The sequence below is a fragment of the Streptomyces sp. NPDC111656 genome, assembly GCF_055656965.1.
In genome coordinates this window covers 69,733-94,520 of record NZ_JBVKCA010000029.1, presented here as the reverse complement: position 1 = coordinate 94,520, position 24,788 = coordinate 69,733, and the positions used below count along the sequence as shown (strand labels likewise).

20 protein-coding genes are annotated in these 24,788 nt (G+C 71.6%); 3 read left to right on the top strand and 17 right to left on the bottom strand.

Annotation, left to right across the window (positions count from 1 at the left end):
• Window positions 1-101: 101 nt before the first annotated feature.
• Together ACZ7M3_RS46650 and ACZ7M3_RS46645 are read right to left on the bottom strand one after the other, a co-directional pair.
• Window positions 102-3,305, bottom strand: coding sequence for a putative bifunctional diguanylate cyclase/phosphodiesterase (locus ACZ7M3_RS46650; protein WP_472072051.1), 3,204 nt, complete (start codon window positions 3,303-3,305; stop codon window positions 102-104).
• A 197-nt stretch (window positions 3,306-3,502) separates the two neighbouring features.
• On the bottom strand, window positions 3,503-4,444 hold the full coding sequence (locus ACZ7M3_RS46645) for a 2-hydroxyacid dehydrogenase (RefSeq protein ID WP_472072049.1): 942 nt from the start codon (window positions 4,442-4,444) through the stop codon (window positions 3,503-3,505).
• 75 nt (window positions 4,445-4,519) lie between these two features.
• Here ACZ7M3_RS46645 and ACZ7M3_RS46640 point away from each other — a divergent pair, with 75 nt between their 5' ends.
• Together ACZ7M3_RS46640 and ACZ7M3_RS46635 are read left to right on the top strand one after the other, a co-directional pair.
• Window positions 4,520-5,527, top strand: a complete 1,008-nt coding sequence (locus ACZ7M3_RS46640) for an aldo/keto reductase (protein WP_393016519.1) — start codon at window positions 4,520-4,522, stop codon at window positions 5,525-5,527.
• Between the two features lie 117 nt (window positions 5,528-5,644).
• Entirely contained in the window at window positions 5,645-6,796 is a 1,152-nt protein-coding gene (locus ACZ7M3_RS46635; RefSeq protein WP_472072047.1) for a PQQ-dependent sugar dehydrogenase, read from the top strand.
• A 10-nt stretch (window positions 6,797-6,806) separates the two neighbouring features.
• Here ACZ7M3_RS46635 and ACZ7M3_RS46630 read toward each other — a convergent pair whose 3' ends face one another.
• The 14 genes from ACZ7M3_RS46630 to ACZ7M3_RS46565 form a co-directional block, all read right to left on the bottom strand.
• Window positions 6,807-7,043 (bottom strand): DUF6191 domain-containing protein, encoded by a 237-nt coding sequence (locus ACZ7M3_RS46630; protein ID WP_472072045.1) that lies wholly within the window; start codon window positions 7,041-7,043, stop codon window positions 6,807-6,809.
• 38 nt (window positions 7,044-7,081) lie between these two features.
• On the bottom strand, window positions 7,082-10,165 hold the full coding sequence (locus ACZ7M3_RS46625) for a helix-turn-helix transcriptional regulator (protein WP_472072043.1): 3,084 nt from the start codon (window positions 10,163-10,165) through the stop codon (window positions 7,082-7,084).
• 104 nt (window positions 10,166-10,269) lie between these two features.
• Window positions 10,270-10,467 carry a hypothetical protein gene (locus tag ACZ7M3_RS46620; protein ID WP_351304078.1) on the bottom strand — a complete coding sequence of 66 codons (198 nt, stop codon included), beginning with the start codon at window positions 10,465-10,467 and terminating at the stop codon, window positions 10,270-10,272.
• 210 nt (window positions 10,468-10,677) lie between these two features.
• Entirely contained in the window at window positions 10,678-11,286 is a 609-nt protein-coding gene (locus ACZ7M3_RS46615; protein WP_472072041.1) for a hypothetical protein, read from the bottom strand.
• A gap of 64 nt (window positions 11,287-11,350) precedes the next feature.
• Window positions 11,351-11,917, bottom strand: a complete 567-nt coding sequence (locus ACZ7M3_RS46610; RefSeq protein WP_067370891.1) for a GNAT family N-acetyltransferase — start codon at window positions 11,915-11,917, stop codon at window positions 11,351-11,353.
• Between the two features lie 297 nt (window positions 11,918-12,214).
• Window positions 12,215-13,732, bottom strand: a complete 1,518-nt coding sequence (gatB, locus tag ACZ7M3_RS46605; protein ID WP_095852470.1) for an Asp-tRNA(Asn)/Glu-tRNA(Gln) amidotransferase subunit GatB — start codon at window positions 13,730-13,732, stop codon at window positions 12,215-12,217.
• A 16-nt stretch (window positions 13,733-13,748) separates the two neighbouring features.
• On the bottom strand, window positions 13,749-13,991 hold the full coding sequence (locus ACZ7M3_RS46600) for a hypothetical protein (RefSeq protein WP_054234587.1): 243 nt from the start codon (window positions 13,989-13,991) through the stop codon (window positions 13,749-13,751).
• Entirely contained in the window at window positions 13,988-15,493 is a 1,506-nt protein-coding gene (gene gatA / locus ACZ7M3_RS46595) for an Asp-tRNA(Asn)/Glu-tRNA(Gln) amidotransferase subunit GatA (protein WP_075031593.1), read from the bottom strand. Before gatA ends, ACZ7M3_RS46600 begins: the two co-directional genes overlap by 4 nt.
• Window positions 15,494-15,498: 5 nt before the next feature.
• On the bottom strand, window positions 15,499-15,795 hold the full coding sequence (gene gatC / locus ACZ7M3_RS46590; RefSeq protein WP_010984178.1) for an Asp-tRNA(Asn)/Glu-tRNA(Gln) amidotransferase subunit GatC: 297 nt from the start codon (window positions 15,793-15,795) through the stop codon (window positions 15,499-15,501).
• A gap of 332 nt (window positions 15,796-16,127) precedes the next feature.
• On the bottom strand, window positions 16,128-18,374 hold the full coding sequence (locus ACZ7M3_RS46585) for a putative bifunctional diguanylate cyclase/phosphodiesterase (protein WP_472072038.1): 2,247 nt from the start codon (window positions 18,372-18,374) through the stop codon (window positions 16,128-16,130).
• 260 nt (window positions 18,375-18,634) lie between these two features.
• Window positions 18,635-20,830: an NAD-dependent DNA ligase LigA gene (ligA, locus tag ACZ7M3_RS46580; protein WP_452968622.1), complete on the bottom strand. Its 2,196-nt coding sequence runs from the start codon at window positions 20,828-20,830 to the stop codon at window positions 18,635-18,637.
• A 15-nt stretch (window positions 20,831-20,845) separates the two neighbouring features.
• Window positions 20,846-21,841: a methionine synthase gene (locus ACZ7M3_RS46575; RefSeq protein ID WP_472072036.1), complete on the bottom strand. Its 996-nt coding sequence runs from the start codon at window positions 21,839-21,841 to the stop codon at window positions 20,846-20,848.
• Entirely contained in the window at window positions 21,838-22,536 is a 699-nt protein-coding gene (locus ACZ7M3_RS46570; RefSeq protein ID WP_472072034.1) for an SDR family oxidoreductase, read from the bottom strand. The genes ACZ7M3_RS46575 and ACZ7M3_RS46570 overlap by 4 nt, the downstream gene beginning before the upstream one ends.
• A gap of 7 nt (window positions 22,537-22,543) precedes the next feature.
• A complete protein-coding gene (locus ACZ7M3_RS46565; RefSeq protein ID WP_095852476.1) occupies window positions 22,544-23,083 on the bottom strand; it encodes an LOG family protein in 540 nt (179 codons plus the stop codon).
• A gap of 50 nt (window positions 23,084-23,133) precedes the next feature.
• Here ACZ7M3_RS46565 and ACZ7M3_RS46560 point away from each other — a divergent pair, with 50 nt between their 5' ends.
• Complete coding sequence (locus ACZ7M3_RS46560; RefSeq protein WP_472072032.1) at window positions 23,134-23,457, top strand: DUF427 domain-containing protein; 324 nt, start codon at window positions 23,134-23,136, stop codon at window positions 23,455-23,457.
• Window positions 23,458-23,545: 88 nt separating this feature from the next.
• Here the strand turns inward: ACZ7M3_RS46560 and mnmA are convergent, their stop codons facing one another.
• Window positions 23,546-24,673: a tRNA 2-thiouridine(34) synthase MnmA gene (gene mnmA, locus ACZ7M3_RS46555; protein WP_472072030.1), complete on the bottom strand. Its 1,128-nt coding sequence runs from the start codon at window positions 24,671-24,673 to the stop codon at window positions 23,546-23,548.
• Window positions 24,674-24,788: the final 115 nt, after the last annotated feature.

Genomic DNA, 24,788 nt, shown 5'->3' with positions numbered 1-24,788 from the left:
CCGGGTCTGTCCGGTGGTCACCAGCTTCAGCCGACGCGCTTTCCAAGTACGAGAATTCGGGTGCGCATGGCATTGACCCTCCCCCCGGCACGCACTGACTGTCAAGTGGGTGGGACGGGAGTCTCATTATGTGAGCGGAGGGCCGTACCGCCTCCGAAGACTGCGGGCACACCACTCGTATACACCCCCGCGCCGCCGCCCGCGAACGCGGGCTCGGCCGGGCCGTGCGGCACCGGGTAGTGGCCGCAGGACAGCGCTCTGCGCAGCCGGTACTCGTCGAGCGGTCCGGAGAAGGCCATGCCCTGTCCATGCGTGCAGCCCATCGCGCGCAGGGCGACGACCTGCTCGGGCAGGTCCACACCGTCGGCCACGGACTGCAGCCCGAGGTCGGTGGCGATCCGCAGCAGCCCGCTGGTGATCTTGTGCAGCCGGGCGGACTCGACGACACCCTCGACGAGGCCCCGGTCGAGCTTCAGTACGTCGACGGGCAGCCTTCTGAGCGTCGTGATGGCCGCGTAACCACTGCCGAATCCGTCCAGGGCGATCCGGATGCCGAGCCGCCGCAGCGTGTTCAGCCGCCGCTCCAGCTCGTCCAGGGAGACCCGGGGGTCGGTGTCGGCCAGCTCGACGATCAGGGAGCCGGAGGCGAGCCCGTGCCGGGTCAGCAGGGCCTCCACGGAGCCGAGAGGCATCGAGCGGTCCAGCAGACGCCGGGCGCTCATCCGCACGGCGACGGGCACCGTGACACCCGCGGCGGCCCGCTCGGCGGCCTGCTCGACGGCTTCCTCGAGCATCCATCGGCCCAGCTCGGCGGTCTTGTCGCTGTCCTCGGCGACGCGCAGGAACTCCGCCGGCGTGAAGAGCACCCCTTGGGAGGAACGCCAGCGGGCCTGGGCGGTGACCGTCGCGATCCGGCCATTGCCGAGGCAGACCACGGGCTGGTGGAGCAGTGCGAACTCGCCGTCCTGGAGCGCGGAGCGCAGCCGGGTGGCCAGCTCCGCCTTCCGTACGACGTCCTGCTGCATCTGGGGCGCGTACAGCTCGACGCGACCCTTTCCGGCCGCCTTGGCCCGGTACATCGCCAGGTCGGCGTTGCGCAGCAACTCGCCCGCCCCCAGACCCGGTTCGGCGAAGCCGACGCCGATGGACGCGGCGACGCGGACATCGTTGCCGCCGATGGCGTACGGCTGGGAGAGCTTGATCCGCAGCCGGTCGGCGAGCTCCAGGATCTGCTGTTCGCGCGCGTTCCGGTCGCGGCTGCCGTCGCCGACGATGAGCGCCGCGAACTCGTCGCCGCCCAGGCGGGCGGCGGTGTCGCCCTGCCGCACCGAGTCCTGGAGTCTGCGGGCGGCCTGGACGAGGAGCTCATCGCCGGCCTGGTGCCCGATCGTGTCGTTGACGGCCTTGAAGCCGTCGAGGTCGATGAAGAGGACGGCCGTGCCGCGCAGCGCGGCGCCGCGGTCGGTGGAGCGGCGGCCGGACAGGGCCTGCTGGACACGCCGGGTGAACAGCGCGCGGTTGGGCAGGTCGGTGAGCGGATCGTGTTCGGCGTTGTGCTGGAGCTGCGCCTGGAGCCGAACCCGCTCGGTCACGTCACGGCTGTTGAAGATGAGACCGCCGTGGTGTCGGTTGACGGTGGACTCCACATTGAGCCAACCGTCGTCGCCGGACTTGAAGCGGCACTCGATGCGGGTGGTGGGCTCCTCCAGGTGGCTGGCGGCCAGGAAGCGGCGCACCTCGTGCATCACGCAGCCGAGGTCCTCGGGGTGGATGAGGGAGGCGAGCTCGGAGCCGACGAGCTCCTCGGCGTTGCGGCCGTAGACCCCGGCGGCGGCCGGGCTGACGTACCGCAGGATGCCGTTCGGTGCGGCGATCATGATGACGTCGCTGGAGCCCTGCACCAGGGAGCGGAAGTGGTTCTCCTGCTGGGCCAGCTCCTGCGTGAGGGTGATGTTGTCGAGCAGCATGATGCCCTGGCGCACCACGAGCGCGAGTACGACGAGGCCGGCCGTGATGAGCACGACGCGGTCGACACTGCGGCCGTTCAGGACGTTGTAGAGAATGCCCAGCGTGCACACGGCGGCGGCCAGGTAGGGCGTGAGTGCGGCCAGCGATCCGGCGATCGGACGGGTGGCCGGGGACCGGTTGTGACCACCGTCCTGAGGCCCCTGAGGCCCCTGAGGCCCTTGAGATCCCTGAGGCCCTTGAGATCCCTGGGTGATCCCCGGTCCGCCCTGGCGGGGCCCCGGGATGTGCTCGTGCGCCACGCGCGCGTGCCCGTCCCTACGGGGCTCCTCCGTGCCGTGACCGTCGGCGGTCGGCTGCCCGAGCCGGGGACCGACCCACGGGGCGTACGCGAGGAGCAGTGACCCGGCGAACCAGCCCGCGTCGAGGAGCTGCCCGGAGTGGTAGTTGTTGTGCAGGAGGGGCGAGGTGAACAGGGCGTCGCACATCACGGTCAGGGCGAGCGCGCCGATCGCGGTGTTCACCGCCGAGCGGTTCACCGACGAGCGCCTGAAGTGCAGCGCGAGCACCATGCTGACCAGGGCGATGTCCAGCAGCGGGTACGCCAGCGAGAGCGCGGTGTGCGCGACGCTCGGCCCGTCGAACTTCGCCGCCTGGGCGAGCGCGAGGCTCCAGGACAACGTGAGCAGGGAACCGCCGATCAGCCAGGAGTCGAGCGCCAGGCAGACCCAACCTGCCTTGGTCACGGGCCTCTTGGCTAGCACGAGCAGTCCTACGATGGCGGGCGGAGCGAAACAGAGGAAGAAGAGATCGGCGTAGCTGGGACTCGGGACCTGTCGGTCGAGGACGACCTCGTACCACCCCCAGACTCCGTTGCCCAGCGAGGCCATGGTGGAGGAGAGCGCGAACAGCAGCCATGCGGGTCGAAAGCGGCTGCGGCGGCTGCGGGCGTAGAGGAAGCAGGAGACCGCGGCGGCGCCCGCGGCGGCGCTCAGCCCGAAGTCGCCCATGAACAGCGCGAGGCTCGCGGAGCCCCAGCCGAGCGCGGAACCGAAGGCGTAGCCCGCGCACACCAGGGCCAGCACGAGTTGCGGAATCAGGCCCGTTCCACCGCCGTACAACGGCCGACGGGGCAGCAGCGCCCCGGGGGAACTCACCGGGCCCACCCGGTCCGCGCGGGATCCCGCTGGCCCGTGTGCGCTGGGTGCGCATGCCTTCTGCGGCCGCTGTGCCTGCGGTGGTGATGGCCACCGTGACCACCATGGACGCCGTGGCCGCGTCTGCGCGTGGCCGCGCGCCAGGGTCGTCGGCGGCCCCGCCGCGTCGGATCGTTGGTCCATAGGCCGTGCATCGCCCGTCGCCCCCCTCGCAGTCCGAATGTCCATCCCCGGCGCCGAACGGTGCGCGGCGCAGCCCCTGTCGGGACGATACACCAGTCTCGTCACTCAGGGACATAGTGCCTCTACGCTCCGTGACGATCAGGGGTGGCGCGGACACTGCACGCATTCGCCGGACTGCGGAGGGTGCCCGAAGTCGGCTACGCGCCCGTCGTAAGGAGCACGTTGCCCAGGGGTTCCCGGTTCACGAAACGATTCAACTGCGCGGTCAGAAGCCGCTTGGCGCGGGGCAGGAACGCGGAGGTGGGGCCGCCGACATGGGGGCTGATGAGCACGCCGGGCGCCTGCCACAAGGGATGCCCCTGGGGCAGCGGTTCCGGATCGGTGACGTCGAGGGCCGCGGTGAGGCGCCCGCTGTCCAGCTCGGCGAGGAGCGCCTTGGTGTCGACGACGGGCCCGCGGGCGACGTTCACCAGCAGTGCGCCGTCCTTCATCCGGGCCAGGAACTCGGCGTTCACCAGGCCCCGTGTGCTGTCGGTGAGGGGCGTGGAAAGCACCACGATGTCGGCCTCGGGGAGCAGTGCGGGCAGTTCCGTGAGTGGGTGCACCGGACCGCGCGCCGTGGTGCGCTCGGAGCGCGCGACGCGCGCCACCCGCGCTACTTCGAAAGGCGTGAGCCGGTCCTCGATCGCGGATCCGATCGAGCCGTAACCCACGATGAGTACGGACTTGTCGGCCAGCGCCGGATGGAACCCGGAGTGCCACTCCCCCTTGTCCTGCGCCCGTACGAAGTCGGGGACGCCCCGCAGCGAGGCGAGGATCAGCGTGAGCGCCAGCTCGGCGGTGCTCGCCTCGTGCACTCCGCGTGCGTTGCACAACTGCACGCCCGGGGGCAGGGACCGCACGCTCTGCAGGACGTGATCGACCCCGGCGGAGAGCGTCTGTACGACGCGCAGGGAGGTCATTTCGGCCAGCGGCCGCTGCCCGACGCCGGGCTCCTTCATATAGGGGACGACGTAGAACTCGCAGTCGGCGGGATCCGCGGGAAACTCCTGGTCGCCGTCCCAGAAGCGGTAGCTCAGGCCCTCGGGGAGGCCCTCGATCTCGTCGGCGTGAAAGGGAAGCCACACATCGGAAGTCATGGTCAGGAGGCTATGCCAGGGGCCCGGTCGCGCAGAGGTTAGGTTGGGGTCCGGAAGAAGGAGGGGCAGGGCCAGGTGGAGCGCAGGACGATCGGCGCGGCAACGCTCGATGTGGGGGCGATCGGGCTCGGGTGCATGCCGATGAGCTGGGCGTACACCGGTTCGCGACAGCGCGGTGAGGAGTCGCTGCGCGCGGTGCACGCGGCGCTCGACCAGGGGTCGACGCTGCTCGACACGGCCGACATGTACGGGCCCTTCACCAACGAGCTGCTGGTGGGGCGGGTGCTGAAGGAGCGGCGCTCCGAGGCCTTCGTGTCGACGAAGGTGGGGCTGCTGGTGGGCGAGCAGCACATCGTGGCCAATGGACGCCCCGGCTATGTGAGGCGGGCGTGCGACGCTTCGCTGCGCCGCCTCCAGACCGATGTGATCGACCTGTACCAACTGCACCGCGCGGACCCGGAGATTCCGGTCGAGGAGACGTGGGGCGCGATGGCCGACCTGGTGTCGGCCGGAAAGGTGCGCTCGCTCGGGCTGTGCGCGGTGGGCGCCAGGTCCGCCCGTCGTGCGGGGGCGCGGCTGCACGACGGAACGATCCGGCAACTGGAGCGGGTGCAGCAGGTCTTCCCGGTGAGCGCGGTGGAGGCGGAGCTGTCGGTGTGGTCGACGGAGGCGCTGGACGCGCTGCTGCCGTGGTGCGCGGCGCGCGGGGTGGGCTTCCTCGCGGCGATGCCCCTCGGCAACGGCTTCCTGACCGGCACGCTCACCCCCGGCGAGGGGTTCGAACCCGATGACCTGCGGGCTCGCCACCCCCGCTTCACCGCCGAGATGATGGCCGCGAACCAGCCCATCGTCGTCGGGCTGCGGCGCATCGCCCGGCGCCACGGCCTGCTCGGGAACACGGTCACGCCGGCCCAGGTGGCGCTGGCCTGGGTGCTGGCCCAGGGACGGCACGTGGTCCCGGTGCCGGGGACCAAGCGGGAGCGGTGGGTCACGGAGAACGCCGGGGCGGCGGGGCTGCGGCTGACGGCGGAGGACCTGGCGGAGGTGGCGGCGCTGCCGGGGGCGCGGGGATCCTGGGACTGAGGCCGCCCCGCTCCGGGGGGACCGGGTGTTCCGGTTCGGGAACCCCTGGGACTCGCGCGGTGTATGAACAGTAGGACCGCCGCGTCGAAGGGACCTCTGATCGTGCAACGTCGAGTGATGAAGGCCGTGTTGGCCGCGGCAGCGCTGGTGGTGACGGCCGGCTGTTCCTCCGGTGGCGGAGGTGGGGCGCCGATCGGCGGCCCGATCCCGTCGTCGAGCGGTACGGGGACGGGGGCGTCGTCCGCTCCGCGGGCCACCGAGACGGCCGCGCCCGCCAAGGGCTCGGTGAAGGTGGTGCGCACCGTCACCGAGGGCCTCAAGTCGCCCTGGGGCCTGGCGCCGCTGCCGGAGGGCGGTCTGCTGGTGTCCTCGCGGGACGAGGGGACGATCACACGGGTCGACGAGAAGACCGGCAAGAAGACCGAACTGGGCGAGGTGCCCGGCGTGGCACCCGCCGCCGAGGGCGGCCTTCTCGGCATCGCGCTCTCCCCCGCGTACGCCTCGGACCACATGATCTACGCGTACTTCACGACGGCCTCGGACAACCGCATCGTCCGCATGCTGTACGACGAGAAGAAGCCGTCCGGGGAGCAGCTCGGGGCGCCGGACACGGTCTTCAAGGGCATCCCCAAGGGGATGATCCACAACGGTGGGCGGATCGCCTTCGGTCCCGACCGGATGCTGTACGCGGGGGCGGGCGAGACGGGTGACCGGGGGCAGGCCCAGGACACGAAGGCGCTCGGCGGCAAGATCCTGCGGATGACGCCGGACGGCGACCCGGCGCCCGGCAACCCCTTCGACAACTCGGTGGTCTACTCGTACGGGCATCGCAATGTGCAGGGTCTCGCCTGGGACGACAAGCAGCGGCTGTGGGCGTCCGAGTTCGGCCAGGACACCTGGGACGAGCTGAACCAGATCAAGCCGGGCGACAACTACGGCTGGCCGGTGGTCGAGGGCAAGAACGACGACCCGAAGTACCACAACCCGGTGGCCCAGTGGCACACGGACCAGGCCTCCCCGAGCGGTATCGCCTACGCCGAGGGCTCCATCTGGATGGCGGGGCTGCGCGGCCAACGGCTGTGGCGCATCCCGTTGAAGGGCACGGAGGCCGCCGCCGCCCCGCAGGCCTTCCTGAAGGGCGAGTACGGCCGGCTGCGCACGGTGGTCCCGGCGGGCGGCGACAAGCTCTGGCTCGTGACGAGCGAGACGGACGGCCGCGGCAGCCCCGGCCAGGGCGACGACAGGATTCTGGAGCTGGAGGTGAAGTAGGCGTCCGGCCTCAGGACTCGTCCGGCTCCGACACGGGTTCCTCCTCCGTGTCGCCCTGCCCGCCCTCCTGCTCCTGGTCCCGCTCCTGCTTGGGCAGCCGTACGACCACCTTGCCTGAGGTCAGGTCTATGGGGCCGCGGCCCGGGTCACCGTCGTTCAGGTCCACGCGGCTCAGTTCGAGTCGCCTGCGTTCGTCGTCGGTGTGCTTGCGGCCTGGTGCGAAGAGCTCCTCGAACATGTTGAACACGGCGCCTCCCTCGGCCCGGGTCCCTGCCAGCGTATGCCTCAGCCCGCCGTCCGGGCAGTGGGGGCCTCCTGGGGGAACAGACGCAGGCGGTGCGCCAGCGCCGCCGCCTCCCCCCGGCCCGAGACGTCCAGCTTGGCCAGGATGTTCGAGACATGGACGCTGGCGGTCTTCGGGGAGATGAAGAGTTCCTCGGCGATCTGGCGGTTGCTGTAGCCGGCGGCGACCAGGCGCAGGACGTCGCGCTCGCGGCTGGTGAGACCGAGGGCCTCGGCCGGGTCGGCGGGGGCCGGGGCCGACGGCTCGGGGGCGCGGCCCAGGGCGAGGCGGGCCCGCTGGGCGAGGAGCGCGACGGCATCGGCGAGCGGGCGGGCGCGGAGGTGGCCGGCCGCCGCCCCGGCCAGCCGCAGAAGCTCCGTGGCACGGGCCCGGTCGTCCTCGTCGGCTCCCGCGATCAGCAGGGACTCGGCGAGACGGTGCCGGACGCGGGCGAGGTCGTAGGGGCGTTCCAGCGGTTCGAAGGCGGTGACCGCCTCGGACCACTCGTGCGGGTCGGCCGTGCCCTCGGCGCGGCGGAGCTCGGCGCGTACCCACTGTTCGTGGGCGAGCCAGACGGGTGCTCCGGTGGCCAGGGACTTGGCGGCCTCGCGCAGCCGCTCCAGGGTCCCGGCGCGGCCCGCCTCGGCGACGGGCAGTCCGCGGGCGTCGGCCTCCGCGGTGGCGGCGGCGAGCAGCAGCGGCCAGCCGTCGCGCTGGGTGCCGGGCGGGAAGCCCGTGTCGAGGACGTCCTCCAGGGCGGCGCGGGCGTCGAGGAGGCGCCCCTCTCCGGCGGCGATGCCGATCGCGGTGCGGACCAGGGGCAGCGAGTACTGCGGCATGGTGTCGTGGGTGCCGAAGTGGGCGCGGGCGGCGGCGAGTTGACGTGCCGCTTCGGCGAGGTCGCCGCGGGCGAGCGCGAGATCCGCGAGGCGCATGGCACCGCTGCCGGACGGTTTGCCGCTGAGCCCGACACCCAGCGCGTTGCGCGCGGCCTCTACGGCCTCGTCCCACTGGCCGAGCGCGTAGAGCGACTCCGAGAGATTGCCCCACACCCAGGCCTCGGTGTCCAACAGCCCGGATTTACGGGCGAGTTCGACGCCCTCGCGCAGGACCGTGACCGCTTCCCGGGAGCGGCCGACGGACTCCAGGTGGGAGGGCAGGTTGATGTGGACGCGCCCCGTGACCATGGAGGGGGCGTGCCGGAGCACCCGCTCCTTGACCTCGTACATCTCCGCGATGCCCGTCTCCACGTCGCCCGCGTCGACCATGAGGCCGCCCAGCGTGAGCCGGGCGTTCAGCTCGATGTCCCGGGCGCCCACCATGCGCGCGTACTCCACGGCCCGCTCGGCGGCCGAGAGGGCGCCGGGACCCGGTTCGTGCAGCATGCACCAGGCGGCGACCATGGAGAGCACCTCGGCGTGCACCTCCGACGGCGGCAGGCCGCGCACCAGGTCCCGGGCGGTGGCGAGCTCCGTCCAGCCGTCCCCGCGGGCCTGTGCCTGCACCAGGCGGGAGCGCTGGATCCAGAACCAGGCGGCACGGAGGGGGTCGTCCTCGTCCTCCAGGACGCGCAGCGCCCGCTTGGTGATCTTCAGGGCGCGCTCGCGCTCCCCGCACAGCCGGCCCGCGACGGCGGCCTCGGCCATCAGGTCGAGGTAGCGCAGGGGGGTGGTGTCCGGGTCGCAGCCGCAGGGTGGGAAGACCTCCACGTAGTCGATGGGGCGCAGCTCGTCCCGTACGGCTTCGGGGGTGGCCTCCCACAGCTCCATCGCGCGCTCCAGGAGCCTGAGTTGCTCGGAGTGGGCGTGCCGGCGGCGGGCCTCTACGGAGGCGTCGAGGACGGCGGGGAGGGCCTTGGCGGCGTCGTGCGCGTGGTACCAGTAACTGGCCAGGCGGGTGGCGCGCTCGTCGGCCGGGACGAGCGTGGGGTCGGCCTCCAGGGCTTCGGCGTAGCGGCGGTTGAAACGGGAGCGCTCACCGGGGAGCAGGTCGTCGCTGACGGCCTCGCGGACCAGGGAGTGGCGGAAGCGGTAGCCGTCGCCGCCGGGTGAGGCGTGCAGGATGTTGGCGCCGACGGCGACGCGCAGCGCCTCGATGAGGTCGTCCTCGGCGAGCCGGGCGACGGCGGCGAGCAGCGGGTACTCGACGGTGGAGCCGCCCTCGGCGACGATCCGCGCGATGCGCTGGGCGCTCTCGGGGAGGCCTTCGACGCGGACGAGGAGCAGGTCGCGCAGGGAGTCGGTGAGCCCGGTGCGGCAGCCCTGGTGGGCGGCGACGGCGAGTTCCTCGACGAAGAACGCGTTGCCGTCGGAGCGTTCGAAGATGTCGTCGACCTGGGCGGGGTCGGGTTCGTGGGCGAGGATGCCGGCGATCTGACGGCCGACCTCGGCGCGGCTGAAGCGGCCGAGTTCGATGCGGCGGACCGTGCGGAGGCGGTCGAGTTCGGCCAGCAGGGGGCGCAGGGGGTGGCGGCGGTGGATGTCGTCGGCGCGGTAGGTGGCGATGACGACGAGGCGGCCGCTGCGCAGGGTGCGGAAGAGGTAGGCCAGCAGGTGACGGGTGGAGGCGTCGGCCCAGTGCAGGTCCTCGAGGGCGACGACGACGGTACGGTCGGCGGCGACGCGCTCCAGGAGGCGGGCGGTGAGCTCGAAGAGGCGGGCCATGCCCTCCTCGTCGGGCCGGCCGCCGCGGCCGGTCTCGCCCAGCTCGGGCAGCAGCCGGGCCAGCTCGTCCTCCTGTCCGGCGGCCGCGGCGGCGAGCTCGTCGGGGAGCAGTCGGCGCAGGGCGCGCAGGGCGGTGGAGAACGGGGCGAAGGGCAGTCCGTCGGCGCCGATCTCCACGCAGCCGCCGCTCACGAAGACGGCGCCCTCGCGGACGGCCGCGGTGGCGAACTCCTCGAGCAGACGGGTCTTCCCGACCCCGGCCTCACCGCCGAGCAGCAACGCCTGCGGCTCTCCCCCGGTGCTGAACGCCTGGGAGGTACCCCCGGTGACAGTACGGGCGAGCGCGTCGTGCAGGACGCCGAGTTCGTCGGTGCGACCGACGAACACCGGGCTGACGGACCTGGATTCCACAGGCCCGAGCATCGCACAGGGGTCTGACGGTGCGGCACTGGTTATCGAGCGGGCGACCGCCGCCCCGCTCGCCGGGAGGCGGCCGACCCCCGTACGGCCGCCCCCCGCACCCGCGCTCATGCGGCGCGGGCGAACCGGTGCCGGCGGGGACGCGGGCTATGCGCCTGCCCCTCCGGGTCGTTCTGCCCGGACTCGCGCGCGGCGGCGCGGCGGGCGGCGCGACGGCCACGGAGGGCTTCCCGCGCCTGGCGGTGGTTCTGTGCCTCGCGGATCAGCTCGTTGGATCGCATCTGCTGAAGCTCGTACTCGAACATGTCGTGTCCCTCGTGAGGAGTCGGTTTCGTCATCGCTTTCTGCGATGCCTCAACCTTCGTCTCCCAGGGGGGTGCGTCACATCGGGAGAGTTCCGCATCTTGCGCACGCGAAGGGCCTTAGAGCGGCCGTAAGTGACTCACGGCGGCTCTAAGGCCCCTCAGAGGTACGGAGATCCAGCCGTGGTCTCAGCCGGGGATTCAGGCGTGGTCTCAGCTGGTGGACGGCAGTCCGAGAATGATGTCGGAGTACTTGGCGACGGCGAGGACCAGGCCGATGACGCCGAGCGAGACGCCCGCCCAGGCGACCGACTTGATCCAGGCGGCCTGCGGCTTGCCGGGGGCCCCGAAGGCGGGCCGGACCAGGACCACGACGCCGACGATCAACGCGGCCAGCGCGAAGAGGCCGCCGACCAGCGCGGTGGTCGCCCACGCATCGCCGTAGACCTCCTTGACCTGCTTGGCGACGCTCGCGGTCGAGGAGGTCCCCAGCTGGCCGACGAGGGTCTCGCGGGCGGCGGCCACGGTGGCGACCCAGCTGCCGGTGAGGGACACGACGCCAAGGCCGGCGGAGACGACGGCGGCGGCGCCCTGGCCGACGCCGGGGGTGCCCTTCTCGGCCTCGGAGGTGTCCTCGCCCTCCAGGGCCTCGGCGTCGAGGTCGTCCTGGTCCTCCTCGGCGTCCTCGGCTTCGGCGTTGCCGGTCTCCTCGGCCTCGGCGTCCGGCGCCTCGTCGGTCTTGGTGGCGTTCACGGTCTCCTCGTCGCTCTTTGCCTCGGTGCCGTTCGCGTCCACGGCTTCGTCAACTGTCTTGGTTCCCATGACCCGCACCGTACGGACGGAGTCTGAGAAGTCTCTTAATGATCGTTGCGAGCGACGATCAAGATCATCGTTGCTCACGCGCGCGTGCCGCCCGCCACTCGGGCGCGAGCACCGACCAGACCTCCATGTCGAGGCGTACGCCCCGGTGGGGGTAGCTCTCCCGCAACACCGCGTCCCGGGTCATCCCGAGCCGCCGGGCGCCGTTCACGCTCGGCACGTTCGCGGAGGCGGCGATCCACTCCACACGATGGATCCCGCGCTCCTCGACCGCCCAGTCGATGAGGATCCGCATCGCCCGGGTGACCAGACCGCGTCCGGTGCCGGCCGGTTCCAGCCAGCAGCCGACCTCGCAGTTGCCGTGCTCGGCGTCGAAGTTCAGGAAGAGCACCCCGCCGACGAGCTTCCCCTCCAGCCACAGGCCGTGCAGGGATCCGGTGTCGGCGGCGCGCATGTCGGCGTACCGCTGGAGTGTCTCCCGCGCGGAGGGCACGTCCGTGGCCTTGGAGCCGAAGGGGATGTACTGCCCGATGAACTCCCTCCCCCGGTCCAGGTGCGCGAGGAACTCCTCCGCCTGCCAGGGCTCCAGGGGGCGCAGTTCCGCACCGTCGTCACCCAGGGATATCGCGTACATCCTGCTGCCGCTCCTTTTCCTGTACGACCTCCAGTACGTCCACCTGGGCGTCCGTCGCGGCGGTCGGCGTCTCTGATTGGCTGAGCGATCCTATGCCAGGCATGGTGTCCGGCATGGGTCCCCGAAAAGGTCACGCACTCGGTCCTCGCATCGCATACGACGCCGGCGTCGGGCGCACGGCACGGACCAGGAGGCGACGCATCACTACGGATGCCCAACCACCAGGGGGACCCGCGGGCATGCCTGAGGGGATGCATCGGTTCCGATGCATCCCCTCAGGTGGGTACTCACGGGTACTCAGCCCTCGCTGACGCCCAGCTTCTCCAGGATGAGTTCCTTGACGCGGGCCGCGTCGGCCTGGCCACGGGTGGCCTTCATGACCGCGCCGACCAGGGCGCCGACCGCGGCCACCTTGCCGCCGCGGATCTTGTCCGCGACACCCGGGTTGCCGGCGATGGCCTCGTCGACGGCGGCGGTCAGCGCACCCTCGTCCGAGACGACCTTCAGACCGCGCTTGTCGACGACCTCGTCCGGGGTTCCCTCGCCCGCGAGCACGCCCTCGATGACCTGGCGGGCGAGCTTGTCGTTCAGGTCTCCGGCGGCGACGAGCTGTGCCACCCGGGCGACCTGCGCCGGAGTGATGGGCAGGTCCTCCAGGGCCTTGCCCGACTCGTTGGCGCTGCGCGCCAGTTCACCCATCCACCACTTGCGGGCGGACGCGGCGTCCGCCCCGGCCTCGATCGTGGCGACGATCGGGTCGATGGCACCGGCGTTCAGGATCGACTGCATGTCGTGCGCCGAGACACCCCACTCCTCACGGAGGCGGTTGCGACGCGCGAGCGGCTGCTCGGGCAGGCCCGCCCGCAGCTCCTCGACCCACTCGCGGGACGGGGCGACGGGGACGAGGTCGGGCTCCGGGAAGTACCGGTAGTCCTCGGCCTCCTCCTTCACGCGGCCCGAGGTCGTGGACCCGGTGTCCTCGTGGAAGTGACGGGTCTCCTGGATGATCGTGCCGCCGCCGTTGAGAACCGCGGCGTGCCGCTGGATCTCGAAGCGGGCCGCACGCTCCACGGAGCGCAGCGAGTTGACGTTCTTGGTCTCACTCCGCGTGCCGAACTTCTCGCGGCCGTGCGGGCGCAGCGACAGGTTCACGTCGCAGCGCATCTGGCCCTGCTCCATGCGGGCCTCGGAGACGCCGAGCGCCTTGATGAGCTCGCGCAGCTCGGCGACGTACGCCTTGGCGACCTCGGGAGCGCGCTCGCCCGCACCCTCGATCGGCTTGGTGACGATCTCGATGAGGGGGATGCCCGCGCGGTTGTAGTCGAGCAGGGAGTGCGAGGCGCCGTGGATTCGGCCGGTGGCGCCGCCGACGTGCAGCGACTTGCCGGTGTCCTCCTCCATGTGGGCGCGCTCGATCTCCACGCGGAAGACCTCGCCGTCCTCCAGCTGTACGTCGAGGTAGCCGTTGAAGGCGATCGGCTCGTCGTACTGGGAGGTCTGGAAGTTCTTCGGCATGTCCGGATAGAAGTAGTTCTTCCGGGCGAAGCGGCACCACTCGGCGATCTCGCAGTGCAGCGCGAGGCCGATCTTGATGGCGGACTCGACGCCGGTCGCGTTGACGACGGGCAGCGAGCCGGGCATGCCGAGGCAGGTCGGGCAGGTCTGTGAGTTGGGCGCGGCGCCCAACTCGGTGGAACACCCGCAGAACATCTTGGTCTTGGTACCGAGCTCGACATGGACTTCGAGGCCCATGACGGGGTCGTACGTCGCGAGAGCGTCCTCGTACGACACCAGCTCGTCGGTCGTGGTGGTCACGGTGAAAACTTCCCTCTCAGCCCAGCAGGACGTCGTCGTCGCCCAGGCGCCTGAGCTCCCGGTAGAGGATGGCGAGGCCGGTGACGATGGCGGCGGCGGACACGGCCGCGTCGATGAGGCGCAGCGTGTCGTGCTCCGTACGGGCCTTCTTGGCCTGCTTGGCGACGCCGATCGCACCGAACGCGGTGCTCGCGATGGACAGGTACGTGCCGGACTTGGACTTCTTGAAGCCCTTGGCCTTGGTCAGAGCCTTGCTCACAACGACGGAGCCTCCTCGAGCAGCGGGTGGCCCCACTTTTCCACGAAGGCGGCCTCGACGGCGGCGCCGACCTTGTACAGCCGGTCGTCCTTCATCGCGGGGGCGATGATCTGCAGACCGACCGGGAGGTTGTCCTCCGGGGCGAGACCGCAGGGCAGCGACATGGCGGCGTTGCCCGCCAGGTTGGTCGGGATGGTGCACAGGTCCGCGAGGTACATCGCCATCGGGTCGTCGGCGCGCTCGCCGATCGGGAAGGCGGTGGTGGGCGTCGTCGGGGAGACGATGACGTCGACCTTCTCGAACGACTTCTCGAAGTCGCGCGTGATGAGCGTACGGACCTTCTGGGCGCTGCCGTAGTACGCGTCGTAGTAGCCGGAGCTGAGCGCGTACGTGCCGAGCATGATGCGGCGCTTGACCTCGGGGCCGAAGCCCGCCTCACGGGTGAGGGAGGTGACCTCCTCGGCCGACTTCGTGCCGTCGTCGCCGACCCTGAGGCCGTAGCGCATGGCGTCGAAGCGGGCGAGGTTGCTCGAACACTCGGACGGGGCGATCAGGTAGTACGCGGCGAGCGCCAGGTCGAAGGACGGGCAGTCCAGCTCGACGATCTCGGCGCCGAGCTCCTTGAGCAGGGCGACGGCCTCGTCGAAGCGCTGCACGACACCGGCCTGGTAGCCCTCGCCGCGGAACTGCTTGACGACACCGACGCGCATGCCGGCGACGGAGCCGTTGCGGGCCGCCTCGACGACCGGCGGGACCGGGGCGTCGATGGAGGTGGAGTCGAGCGGGTCGTGGCCCGCGATGACCTCGTGCAGCAGCGCGGCGTCCAGGACCGTACGGGCGCAGGGACCGCCCTGGTCGAGGGAGGACGAGAACGCGACCATGCCGTACCGCGACACCCCGCCGTACGTCGGCTTGACGCCGACCGTGCCGGTGACGGCGGCGGGCTGGCGGATGGAGCCGCCCGTGTCCGTGCCGATGGCGAGGGGCGCCTCGAACGAGGCGAGCGCGGCGCTCGACCCGCCGCCGGAGCCGCCGGGGATACGGGTGAGGTCCCAGGGGTTGCCCGTGGGGCCGTACGCGCTGTTCTCGGTGGAGGACCCCATGGCGAACTCGTCCATGTTGGTCTTGCCGAGGATGACGACGTCGGCGGCCTTCAGCCTCTTGGTGAGGGTCGCATCATACGGCGGGATCCAGCCTTCGAGGATCTTCGAACCGACGGTCGTCGGGATGCCCTCGGTGGTGAAGATGTCCTTGAGCGCGAGCGGCACACCGGCGAGGGGGCCGAGCTTCTCGCCCCGCTCCCGCTTGGCGTCGACGGCGCGGGCCTGCGCGAGGGCGCCTTCGCGGTCGACGTGCAGGAAGGCGTGCACCTTCTCGTCGACGGCCTCGATCCGGGCGAGGTGGGCCTCGGTGACCGCGACGGCCGTGAGCTCGCCCGCGGCGATCTTCGCGGCGATCTCGGCCGCCGTCAGCTTGATGATGTTGACGTTGGTGTCCGTCATGGTGATTAGTCCTCCCCCAGGATCTGCGGCACCTTGAAACGCTGCTGCTCCTGGGCCGGGGCGCCGGAGAGCGCCTGCTCGGGGGTGAGCGACGGACGGACCTCGTCCGCGCGCATGACGTTCGTCAGCGGCAGCGGGTGAGAGGTCGGCGGTACGTCTTGGTCGGCGACCTCGCTGACGCGGGCGACCGCGCCGATGATGTCGTCGAGCTGGCCGGCGAAGTGGTCGAGTTCTTCGGCCTTCAGCTCCAGACGCGCCAGCCGTGCGAGGTGGGCGACCTCCTCGCGCGTGATGCCAGGCATGCAGCGATCCTCTGGGTGAGAGTGTGTGGTTTGGCCCAATCCTATGGGTCCGGGGCCGATGCCCGCGCCCGGGTTTGCCTCAGCCCCCTTTCCCACCCGCACCACCCGTGACGGTTCGCGTACGAGAGGGAGGTCGCCGGTGGGGGTTCCTCGCCGTCGACGCCGCCCCGCCCGGGGACTGGCATCACCGACCGGAGCCCGCGGGCCGTCCGTGGCTGAGCGCCCAGTTCCCCGCGCCCCTGACGGGGCGCGGACGCCGACGGTGGGCGAGCCGCACGGGAGAGGTCCGCTTGTCGGGTGACCGTAACGGGTGGTGCGCGGGTGGGAGAGAACTATTCCGCGGCCGGCAGCGCGGCACGCGGCCGCTGCCAGCCGCGCGACCCCCGCGCCAGCAGCCACGCCGTCGCCTCCTCCGGAGGCATCGCCGCCGCGACCAGCCACCCCTGTACCGCGTCACACCCGAGATCCCGCAGCCGCTCCCACGTCTCGTCGTCCTCGACACCCTCCGCCACGACGAGGAGCCCCAGCGAATGCGCGAGATCGACGGTGCAGCGCACGATCTCCGCGTCCTCGTTGTCCACGGCGAGCCGCGCGACGAAGGACCGGTCGATCTTCAGCTCGCTCACCGGCAGCCGCCGCAGATGCACCAGCGAGGAGTACCCCGTACCGAAGTCGTCCAGCGACATCTTCACGCCGTGCCCGGTCAGTCCGGCCAGCGTGTCCGCGGCCCGCTGCGGGTCCTCGAGGAGCACATGCTCCGTTATCTCCAATTGCAACGCCCCCGCGGGGACCCCGTGCCGGGCGAGCCGCGCGGCGACCGAGCCCGCGAAACCGGGGGTGTGGACGTCCCGCGGGGACACGTTCACCGCGACCGGTACGCGCAGTCCCTGCGCCCGCCACCGCGCGACCTGCGCGAGCGCCGTCTCCAGCACGTACTCGGTGAGGTGCGGCATCAGTCCGGACGACTCGGCGATCGCGATGAACTCGTCCGGCGGCACCTTCCCCCGCTCGGGATGCACCCAGCGGACCAGCGCCTCGAGCCCGGCCACCTGTCCGTCGAAGCGGACCTTGGGCTGGTAGTGCAGTTCGACGTCACCGGCGTCCAGCGCCCGGCGCAGATCCCCCAGCAGACCGAGCCGGTCCGGTGTGTTCGAGTCCCGCTTGGACTCGTAGACCTCCACCCCCGTACGGTCCCGCTTGGCCTGGTACATCGCCACGTCCGCCCGCCGCAGCAGCCCCTCCGCGTCCAGCGCGTGGTCGGGAAAGACGGCGAGCCCGGCGCTGGCCTCCAGGACGAGGGTGAGTCCGTCGAGGTCGAGCGGCGAGCCGAGGGCGGCGACGAGATTGCGGGCGACCCGCGTGGCCGACGTGGTGGAGTCGGCGACGGGGAGTAACACGGCGAATTCGTCCCCGCCGAGCCGCGCGGCCTCCGCCCCGCGCGGCAGCGCCAGCCGCAGCCGGTCGGCTATCTGAAGGAGCAGCCGGTCCCCGGCGAGGTGCCCCAACGTGTCATTCACCGAACGGAAGCGGTCGAGGTCGATCAGCATCAGGGCGGAACGCGCGCCTATGCGCTCGGCATCGTCCAGAGCCGTCCAGGTCCGTTCGAGCAGCCACTGGCGGTTGGGCAGCCCGGTCAGCGGGTCGCGCAGTTGCTCCTCGGCCCGGACGCGGGCGATCCACAGGGTGGAGTCGAGGGCGATGAGGGGGATCGAGAACAGCGGCAGCAGCATCGGCTGGGCGATCGCGACCACGCAGATCAGCGGCGCGATACCGAGCAGCGCGACGGCGACCAGGCCCTGCCTGACCAGCGCCGTGCGGGTGGCGGTCGGCAGTCCGCCGGTGCCCGGCGCGTGCAGGTACCAGAGCAGGACGCGGGTGACCGCGAGATAGGCGGTCGCGACCAGCACCACCTCGGGTGCGGCGTAGAAGTTCCAGCTCTCCGGGTTCCAGGGCGCCTCCACGGACGGCACCCGCCCGAACATGGCGAGGACCAGCGCTCCGGCGCCGATGCCGAGGATGTCGACCGCGCCGTGCAACACCCCCTGGCGCCAGCGGCCTCGGCGCGCGGCGCCGACCAGCACGACGACCGTCAGACTGACCATCCCGGCGGCCACCCAGCCGTACAGCAGCAGGACCGCGAGGGTGAGCGCGGCGCCGGAGCCCGTGCCGCCCCACCAGCGGGCGCGGCCGAGGGCGACCAGATGGCCGACGATGATGCCGGTCAGTACCGCCAGCGACCAGCCGACCGCGCCGGACGGGAAGAGGGCGTGGTGGCCGCCGAACGCCCGGTAGAAGCCGCCGCCGAGAACGAACGCGGCCGCCCCGACGACCGCGGCGGGCAGCGTGGGCCAGGAGATGTGCCGCTCGGGTTCGTGACCGGACAGGCCTCCGCCGCGCCCCGTGGCGAGCCTGTCGGCCCCCGGGGCGGGGGCGGCTACGGTGAGGGGTGGTGCGGAGCCCTGCCCGCCCGTTTCGGGGCGCTCCGACGGACGCCCCGTCCGGAGGCCGGCCATCCATGCGCCGGTCATCCGGCGCAGGCGCAGCCGTGAGTCCGGGGCGGCGCTCTCGGTCGGTTCCATTCCCGTCCCTCTCACAGCCGGCGGTGCCCACGCCACGCGGCCCGTTGCCGGCGACAACTGCCAACGGCACCGCGTCTGAAAACCCTTCCCCAGACTCTTGCGGAGCAGGGGATGCCCCAACCGCAGCTGGGCACGGCAGGCGCACACCTCAACAGTAGGCCGCAGAAGGCTTCTACGGGCAGCGGTCGACGACGGTTGCCCGAATGCGACCCGGCCACCCGTATGCATCTGATATGCGCCGAACGGGTGGCCTTCAACCGCTACTCCTCGGTCGGGAGGGCGACTTCCGCGGCGGCCTCCGGTCCCTGTTCGAGCAGAACGGCGAAGCCCTCCTCGTTCAGAACCGGCACCTTCAGCTGCATCGCCTTGTCGTACTTGGATCCCGGATTGTCGCCCACCACCACGAAAGACGTCTTCTTCGAGACCGAACCGGTCACCTTCGCTCCCCGGCTCTGAAGGGCCTCCTTCGCGCCGTCCCGCGTGTGGTGTTCGAGCGTGCCGGTGACGACGACGGTGAGTCCTTCGAGCGGCCGGGGGCCCTCGTCCTCGCCGGAACCCTCGTCCTCCGTACGGACGCCCGCCGCCCGCCACTTGCGGAGGATCTCGCGGTGCCAGTCCTCCGCGAACCACTCCTTGAGCGAGGCGGCGATGATCGGGCCGACTCCCTCGGTGGTGGCGAGCTCCTCCTCGGTGGCCTGCTCGATGCGGTCGATGGAGCGGAACTCGCGCGCCAGCGCCTCCGCCGCGACGGGCCCGACATGACGGATCGACAGGCCGGTCAGGATCCGGGCGAGCGGGCGCTCCTTGGCCGCCGCGATGTTGTCCAGCATCGCGATCGCGTTCTTCTTGGGTTCGCCCTGCTGGTTGGCGAAGACCGTGGCGATCTTCTCCTCGCCGGTCTTCGGGTCGCGCTTGGGCAGGCCGCTGTCCTGGTCGAGGACGTACGCCTTGATGGGCAGCAGCCGCTCGATGGTGAGGTCGAAGAGGTCGCCCTCGTCGGCCAGCGGCGGTTCGGCCGGCTCCAGCGGCTTGGTGAGGGCCGCCGCCGCCACGTACCCGAAGTGCTCGATGTCGAGTGCCTTGCGGCCCGCGAGGTAGAAGAGCCGCTCACGCAACTGGGCCGGGCACGAGCGCGCGTTCGGGCAGCGCAGGTCGACGTCGCCCTCCTTCATCGGCCGCAGCGGCGTACCGCACTCGGGGCACTCGGCGGGCATCACGAACTCGCGCTCGCTGCCGTCCCGCAGGTCGACGACCGGGCCGAGGATCTCCGGGATGACGTCACCGGCCTTGCGCAGCACGACCGTGTCCCCGATGAGGACGCCCTTGGCCTTCACCACGTCCTGGTTGTGCAAGGTGGCGAACTCGACCTCGGAGCCGGCCACCGTGACCGGCTCGACCTGCGCGTACGGCGTGACGCGGCCCGTGCGGCCGACGCCGACCCGGATGTTGACGAGCTTGGTGTTGACCTCCTCGGGCGCGTACTTCCAGGCGATGGCCCAGCGCGGCGCGCGCGAGGTGGAGCCCAGGCGACCCTGCAGCGGGATCTCGTCGAGCTTGACGACGACTCCGTCGATCTCGTGCTCCACGGAGTGCCGGTTCTCGCCGTAGTACGCGATGAACTCCCGTACGCCGTCGAGGTCGTCGACCACCTTCGCGTACCGCGTGGTCGGCAGGCCCCACGAGTGCAGCAGCACATACGCCTCCGAGAGGCGGGAGAGGCTCTCGAAGCCCTCCAGGGCGCCGATTCCGTGCACCACCATGTGCAGCGGGCGGCTCGCGGTGACGCGAGGGTCCTTCTGGCGCAGCGAACCCGCCGCCGCGTTGCGCGCGTTGGAGAAGGGCTTGTCACCGGCCTCCACCAGGCGGGCGTTGAGTTCCTCGAACTTCTCCATCGGGAAGAAGACCTCGCCGCGGATCTCCACCAGGTCCGGGACGTGGTCGCCCTTGAGTCGGTCAGGGATCTCCGCGATCGTGCGCACATTGGGCGTGATGTCCTCGCCCGTGCGGCCGTCGCCACGGGTCGCGGCGCGGGTGAGGCGGCCGTGCTCGTAGGTCAGGTTGACCGCGAGGCCGTCCACCTTCAGCTCGCACAGGAAGTGGTGGTCCGAGGTGCCCACGTCCTTGGCGACGCGCTCGGCCCAGGCCGCCAGCTCCAGGTCGCTGAAGGCGTTGTCCAGCGAGAGCATGCGCGAGCGGTGCTGGACGGAGGTGAACTCGGTCGCGTACGCGCCCGCGACCTTCTGGGTCGGGGAGTCGGGGGTGCGCAGCTCGGGATACCGCTCCTCCAGGGCCTCCAGCGAGCGCAGCAACTGGTCGAACTCCGCGTCGCTGACGACCGGCTGGTCCTTCACGTAGTACCGGAAGCGGTGCTCCTCGATCTGCTCAGCGAGCTGCGCGTGCTGCTCCCGTGCCTCGGCGGGCAGGGAATTGGGCTGTGCGTCCTTGTCGCCGGCCACCGTGTCGTCCTCCCGTTACTCTGGGTTGTCCGCGAGGGATCTCGCCGCCCGGGCGCAGTGGGCGAGTGCCCGGCGCGCGTACTCCGGGGAAGCGCCCGCGAGTCCGCACGACGGGGTGAGCGTGACCGCCTCCGCGAGAAGACCCGGATGCAGCCCCAGCCTGCGCCACAGCGTCCTGACACCCATGACGCTACCGGCAGGGTCTGACAATGGTCCGTCCGTGCCCGGCACGACACCGGCGAGCAGCCGGGTGCCGCCCTCCACCGCCTCGCCGATGGCATCGTCGTCACGCTCGGTGAGCAACGAGAAGTCGAACGAGATGGCCGCGGCCCCCGCCCTGCGCAGCAGCGCGAACGGTACGTCGGGTGCGCACGAGTGCACCACGACCGGGCCGTCGGTGTGCACCCCGACGACGTCCCGCAGCGTCGCCTCCACCCGTTGCCGGTCGACGGCGCGGTGGGTGCGGTAGCCGCTGGCGGACTTCACCTGGCCGCGCAGCACCGCGATGAGCGAGGGCTCGTCGAGCTGCAGCACGATCTGGGCGCCGGGCACCCGCCGCCGTACCTCGTCGAGGTGCGTGCGCAGCCCCTCGGCGAGCGATCCGGCGAGGTCCCGGCAGGCGCCGAGGTCGGAGAGCGCCGCCTCGCCGCCCCGCAGCTCCAGCGCGGCGGCCAGCGTCCAGGGGCCGACGGCCTGTACCTTGAGCGGCCCCTCGTAGCCCTGGGTGAACTCCTCCAGCGCGTCGAGGTCTTCGCCGAGCCAGGACCTGGCCCGCTTGGTGTCGCGCCCCGGCCGGTCCCCGATCCGCCAGCCGCTGGGCTCCACGCGCGCGTAGAGCTCCACCAGCATCCCGGCGCTCCGTCCGATCATGTCCGCGCCGGGCCCCCGGGCGGGCAGTTCGGGCAGGAACGGGAAGTCCTCGAAGGACCCGGTCACGGTCTTGGCGGCCTCGCGGGCGTCGCCGCCCGGCATGGAGCCGACCCCGGTAGCGGGGCCCCAGGTGAAGCTCATCGTCCCGGCCGCACGGTCAGGTCGTTGACCTCCGCGTCGCGCGGCAGGTCGACGGCCGCCAGGATCGTCGTCGCGACGGACTCCGGGTCGATCCACTTCGAGGCGTCGTACTCCTTGCCCTCCTGCTGGTGGACCTTCGCCTGCATGGGGCTCGCCGTCCGGCCGGGGTAGACGGAGGTGACCCGGACGCCGTTCGCGTGCTCCTCGTGGCGCAGGGAGTCCGCGAGGGCCTTCAGGCCGTGCTTGGAGGCGGCGTACGCGGACCAGTCGGCGTGCGCGGCGAGGCCGGCGCCGGAGTTCACGAACACGACGTGACCCTGGGCGACGCGGAGTTGCGGCAGGAAGTGGCGGGTCAGCTCGGCGGGGGCGATCAGGTTGACGTTGAGCTGGTGACGCCATGACTTGGGGGTCAGCTCCCCGACGGGGCCGAGGTCGACCACGCCCGCGATGTGCAGGAGCGAGTCGACGCGCTCGGGCAGGGACTGGTGCGAGAACGCCCAGGAGAGCTTGTCCGGGTCCGCCAGGTCGCCGACCAGGGTCCGGGCCCCGGGGAACTCGGCCGCCAGTTCCTTCGCGCGGCCCGCGTCGCGCGCGTGGAGCACGAGGTCGTCCCCGCGCGCGTGCAGACGGCGGGCGACGGCCGCGCCGATGCCGGAGCCCGCCCCGGTGATCACATGTGTAGCCATGGACGCCATGCTCGCATCACCGGGTGCCCACGCTCTCCTCCAGGTAGGCCAGCGCGCCCACCGGCTCCTCGGCGAAGAACACCAGGTCGGTGAGCGGGCACGGCAGGAAGCCCTCGGCCTCCATGCGGCGGAACTGCTCCTTCAGGCCGTCGTAGAAGCCCGCCGTGTTGAGCAGGACGACCGGCTTCTCGGTCTTCCCGTGCTTCTTCAGCTCCAGGATCTCGGTCGCCTCGTCGAGGGTCCCGGTGCCGCCCACCATGATCACGACGGCGTCGGCCTTGGCCAGGAGCAGCGCCTTGCGCTCGGCGAGGTCCCGGGCGATCACCATCTCGTCGGCGCCCGCCCGTGCCGTGGCCGCCAGGAAGTCCACGGAGACGCCCAGCAGCCGTCCGCCCGCCTCCTGCACCCCGTCGGCGACCACCTTCATCAGCCCGACGTCGGAGCCGCCCCACACCAGCGAGTGGCCGCCCTTGCCGAGGAGCTCGGCGAACTCCCGGGCGGGACGGGTGTAGCGGTCGTCGAGGTCGGCGGCGGAGAGGAAGACGCAGATGTTCATGTCCCTACGGTACGAGGGAAGAACCCGGGTCCCACGCGCGCTGTACGGGTATGGCCAATGGACACACGATCACCATCGAACAGGGCACGGAGCGGGTACGCGTCGTGCACGGCGACCAGGTGCTGGCGGAGAGCGACCGGCCCCTGGTGCTGCGCGAGACCGGCTGTCCCGTGCGCTACTACCTACCGGCCGAGGACGTCCGCCTCGACCTGCTGACGTCCTCCGACACCCACACGCACTGCCCCTTCAAGGGCCACGCGTCCTACTGGTCCCTGCCCGACGCCCCCGACCTCGTCTGGTCCTACCCCGACCCCAAGCCGGACGTCGCCCGCATCAAGGACCACTTCTGCTTCTACGAAGTCGAAGTGGCGTAACCGCACCGGCGCCACGCCGACGGCCCGGGTGTTCCCGGGCCGCTTCGGTGGTCAGCGGGGTCGCCGTCCTCGAAGGACCCGGAATGCCCTAGACGCTCGCCGTCGCGCGGGTGGTCGTCTCGATCGTCGCCGAGCCCACCACGCGTGTGCCGTCGTACAGGACGATCGCCTGGCCGGGGGCGACGCCGCGGACCGGCTCGGTGAACGTGACCTCGAGTTCGCCGTCGACCAGCTCGGCCGCGACCTCCGTCTCGCCTCCGTGGGCGCGGAGTTGGGCGGTGTAGGTGCCCGGGCCGGTGGGGGCGGCGCCGCACCAGCGTGGCTTGATGGCGGTCAGCCCGCTGACATCGAGGGATGCCGCCGGACCCACGGTCACCGTGTTGTTCACCGGCGAGATGTCCAGGACGTAGCGTGGCTTGCCGTCCGCGGCCGGGGTGCCGATGCGCAGCCCCTTGCGCTGGCCGATCGTGAAGCCGAACGCGCCCTCGTGGGAGCCGATGACCGACCCGGACTCGTCGACGATGTCGCCCTCCGCCTTGCCCAGGCGGTTCGCCAGGAAGCCCTGGGTGTCGCCGTCGGCGATGAAGCAGATGTCGTGCGAGTCGGGCTTCTTGGCGACGGCCAGGCCCCGGAGCTCCGCCTCCGCGCGGATCTCGTCCTTCGTCGTGACCGTGTCACCCAGCGGGAACAGCGCGTGGGCGAGCTGGCGGTCGTCGAGGACTCCGAGGACGTACGACTGGTCCTTGGCCATGTCCGAGGCCCGGTGCAGCTCGCGCGTGCCGTCCTCGTTCACGATCACCTGGGCGTAGTGGCCCGTGCAGACCGCGTCGAAGCCGAGCGCGAGCGCCTTGTCGAGCAGGGCGGCGAACTTGATCTTCTCGTTGCAACGCAGACACGGGTTGGGGGTGCGCCCGGCCTCGTACTCGGCGATGAAGTCCTCGACCACGTCCTCGCGGAAGCGCTCGGCGAGGTCCCACACGTAGAACGGGATGCCGATGACGTCCGCGGCGCGGCGGGCGTCGCGCGAGTCCTCGATGGTGCAACAGCCTCGCGCGCCCGTGCGGAACGATTGCGGGTTGGCGGAGAGCGCGAGGTGCACGCCCGTCACGTCGTGACCGGCTTCCGCCGCGCGGGCGGCGGCGACGGCGGAGTCCACGCCGCCGGACATGGCGGCGAGGACGCGGAGGGGGCGGGGGCGCTGCGAGGTCTCAGTCATAGCCCCTCCAGAGTACGGGGCCGCGGGAACCGAAGCCCGCGGGTATCCGTTGATGATCGCAACGGAGCCCGCTGCGGGACGGGCGGGCACGAAGGACGGGGGCGGACGCCATGAG